Raw genomic sequence first — 2,619 nt, 5'->3', positions numbered from 1 at the left:
CCACATTCGTTGCATTTATATCTTTGTTTTCCTCTTTGATGACCATATTTATGAGTTTTATTGCTATGACATTTAGGGCATTCCATGGTTTTATTTTTATAATACCATTTTTGGAGTCAGCAACGCCCTTTTTTCTAGGTGAAAAAGCCTCGTTGGCAAGATAAACTGCTTTAGCTCAGGTCGATGGTCCGATGAATAGCCATGGGGTTTTAGCGTACGCTGCTGGCTTTTTTGAAGGGGATGAGTCTGGATCATTATAGTCCCCATGAACATGGAAGGAACTTGAATCGAGGTGGAGGCTATCACCGTTGACCCCAAACTGGGAGGCTGCTGCCAGTGCGACTTGAACGAACAGTGAGGTCAATCCGGCAACAAAGCAGTTGGTCGAGAACTCTACCCAAACGGTCGTCGTTCAGGTGTTCTGGTTTAATCCCCTCCCCCAGCAGGTGTTCTGTGGCTTTGCCCACAAAAAATCTCTTGGGACAAGTAGAGAGGGGCAAAGACTTACTCCCAAACCATTGAGAATCATTGCTTTGACTGCCACTCCGGCACTAATAATTTCTTGGGGGTGGGTTCCCAGTTGCTGGTTAATTTGTTCTACCAGCCCCATCTGGTCAATGATGCCAGCTACTATGCCACAGTGGTCAAGATCCTGTACTCTAATGGAAGATGCTATTGGTGTCATGCTTCCAAAATACCATAGCTGTGATATCCAACCTGCGGAATGTAGGTTCCACCCCAGCTTGTTTAGCTCTTTTTCGCATAATTAATAGTACCGCCTGGGATGTCATGTGCCGAAACTCTATTCTTCCTCCGTTTTGGATGGGACAAAGTAATGCTCCTGGGGAATCCCCTCTAGACATCTCCAGAAACTCGGTTTTGACCCAGGCAGTGCAAGGGTTTGAGGTTAATTTTTGGAGATGTCTTCTGATAGTAAGCCAATCTTTGAGATAGGCGATCGCCAATTCAGGCAAATAAACAGTCCTATCCTTACCACCCTTCCCACCCCGCACAAGCAGCGCCCCATTCTCTGGATTAAAGTCCTTTAACTCCAGCTTCACCAGCTCACCCCGTCTCAAACCAGAAAGTCAAGCGGTGGGTTATTACTGGTTATGAACCGATATTCGCCACCAACGAGCCGCACTTTGGAAGTCCCTTATGAAAAAAAGCTAAATTAGCGATTCCAGACAGTGCTATTCGACCATTTAATTTGCCCAACATAAACAAGTTCACCCGTAAAAGTATCATCGTCAGGAAAAGTGACTGAAATTTTATTGTCACCAATAATTCTACCCGTAGCCGCTGGACGATTATAAGCACTCATATCAATCGTCACATTATTCCCAGAAACGCTAATCACAGGTCCTGGTTTCCCTTGATATAACCAAGCTCCAGCAAATGCATTTGAGCGATTCGAGGCAGTGCCATTCGACCCTAAACAAAATTTCTCCCAAGGACCAGCTCCAAATTGACTATTGACAGTCCCACCGCCATGACTTAATGGTTGAGTCACATCCCTTCCGTCCAAACGTAAATAGACATCAGGAAAGGCTTGAGAAGAAAAAGCAACCGGACTTCCATCTTGAGGTATTTGTGTCAGGCAGCCTTCTACTTGAGCAAAAGAGGGAGTAGAAAGAAAAGAGACAATCGCAGTCAGTGCCAAAGCGCAGGATTTTATTGTTCTACCTGGAAGTGTTTGGATAACATCCTCGTTTTGTTCACTTTGATTGCGATTATCAATCAAGTTGGAAAATCTAAAAAGATTTCCTCCATCAGTTTGATATACTGAGTACGATATAGGGCTACTTATATATGGATTCCCTAATATAATTTTAGTGTTTTCTTGCTGTTGTTGAAAAAAATTGTTCATCCTCTTATTCCTTTTGAATTTTTTGGGTTGTACACCCTATGGAATTATTCTACAACGTTACAGGGTTAGTATACTTACGTTATAGACGTTGTAGCCTCCATAAGTTCAGAAGAGGGAGTGATCAGCTGCAATTTCATCCTGACCTCGTTGCGCCTAAAAATAATAAAGCAGGAGAAGCTTGTCTTAAGCATGCCAGTTGGGAAGATAAAACCAAAGCAGCACCCATTCCTGCTCCTAAATTCATAATCAAGGAATTATCATGAGTCATTAAATCTAGCTATTGTACCATTTGATTCAACTTTAAATTTCGACACAATACCACCATCCAAACTTTTTTTGTTGGCACCGCAATGGTTATAGATCTGTTCACAAGTCAGCTCTTATTTATCTATATAAACCATCAGTATTCAAATAACTGACTTTACTTATATGATATAAATTAGGTCTAGAAGAGAGATACAAATATAACAATTTTTAATAAACAACATATCTGAGGGGGTGACATGAGCCCTGAAAAGCTTACTATATAAGGCTTTGATGCCAGTTCTCTTAACAAAGATAAACTGGTCAATTAACCCTACGAATGATGTTCTAGAAGCTCAAACCCTTATAACTACGTCCAAGGTCAGGCCAAAATAGTATGTATCTTTTTGTAACATATCGGCTGAAGGTATTACCCAGTAAGGATTTTAGCTGGCATGTCACCCCCTCAGACAACATATAGATTGTTTATTAAAGTATTGTTACAC

At 41.7% G+C, this 2,619-nt stretch carries 1 protein-coding gene and 3 pseudogenes; all 4 read right to left on the bottom strand.

All coding sequences use genetic code 11. The features are described from left to right. Positions 1-104 (bottom strand): annotated as a pseudogene (locus tag F6K37_RS45865) (transposase-like zinc-binding domain-containing protein); the annotation flags it as partial. Positions 105-302: 198 nt separating this feature from the next. Continuing rightward, a pseudogene (locus tag F6K37_RS45120) lies at positions 303-610 on the bottom strand (DUF4277 domain-containing protein). A gap of 121 nt (positions 611-731) precedes the next feature. Next, a pseudogene (locus F6K37_RS37740) lies at positions 732-1,085 on the bottom strand (tyrosine-type recombinase/integrase); the annotation flags it as partial. 89 nt (positions 1,086-1,174) lie between these two features. After that, positions 1,175-1,870, bottom strand: a complete 696-nt coding sequence (locus tag F6K37_RS37735) for a hypothetical protein (protein ID WP_287256153.1) — start codon at positions 1,868-1,870, stop codon at positions 1,175-1,177. Positions 1,871-2,619: the final 749 nt, after the last annotated feature.

Source organism: Moorena sp. SIO4E2 (assembly GCF_010671945.1).
Taxonomy (GTDB): Bacteria; Cyanobacteriota; Cyanobacteriia; order Cyanobacteriales; family Coleofasciculaceae; genus Moorena; species Moorena producens.
This window is presented reverse-complemented; position numbering and strand designations above follow the sequence as displayed.

Coding starts and splice junctions, on each gene's coding strand:
- F6K37_RS37735 (WP_287256153.1), bottom strand. CDS start 1,870: ATGAACAATTTTTTTCAACAACAGCAAGAAAACACTAAAATTATATTA.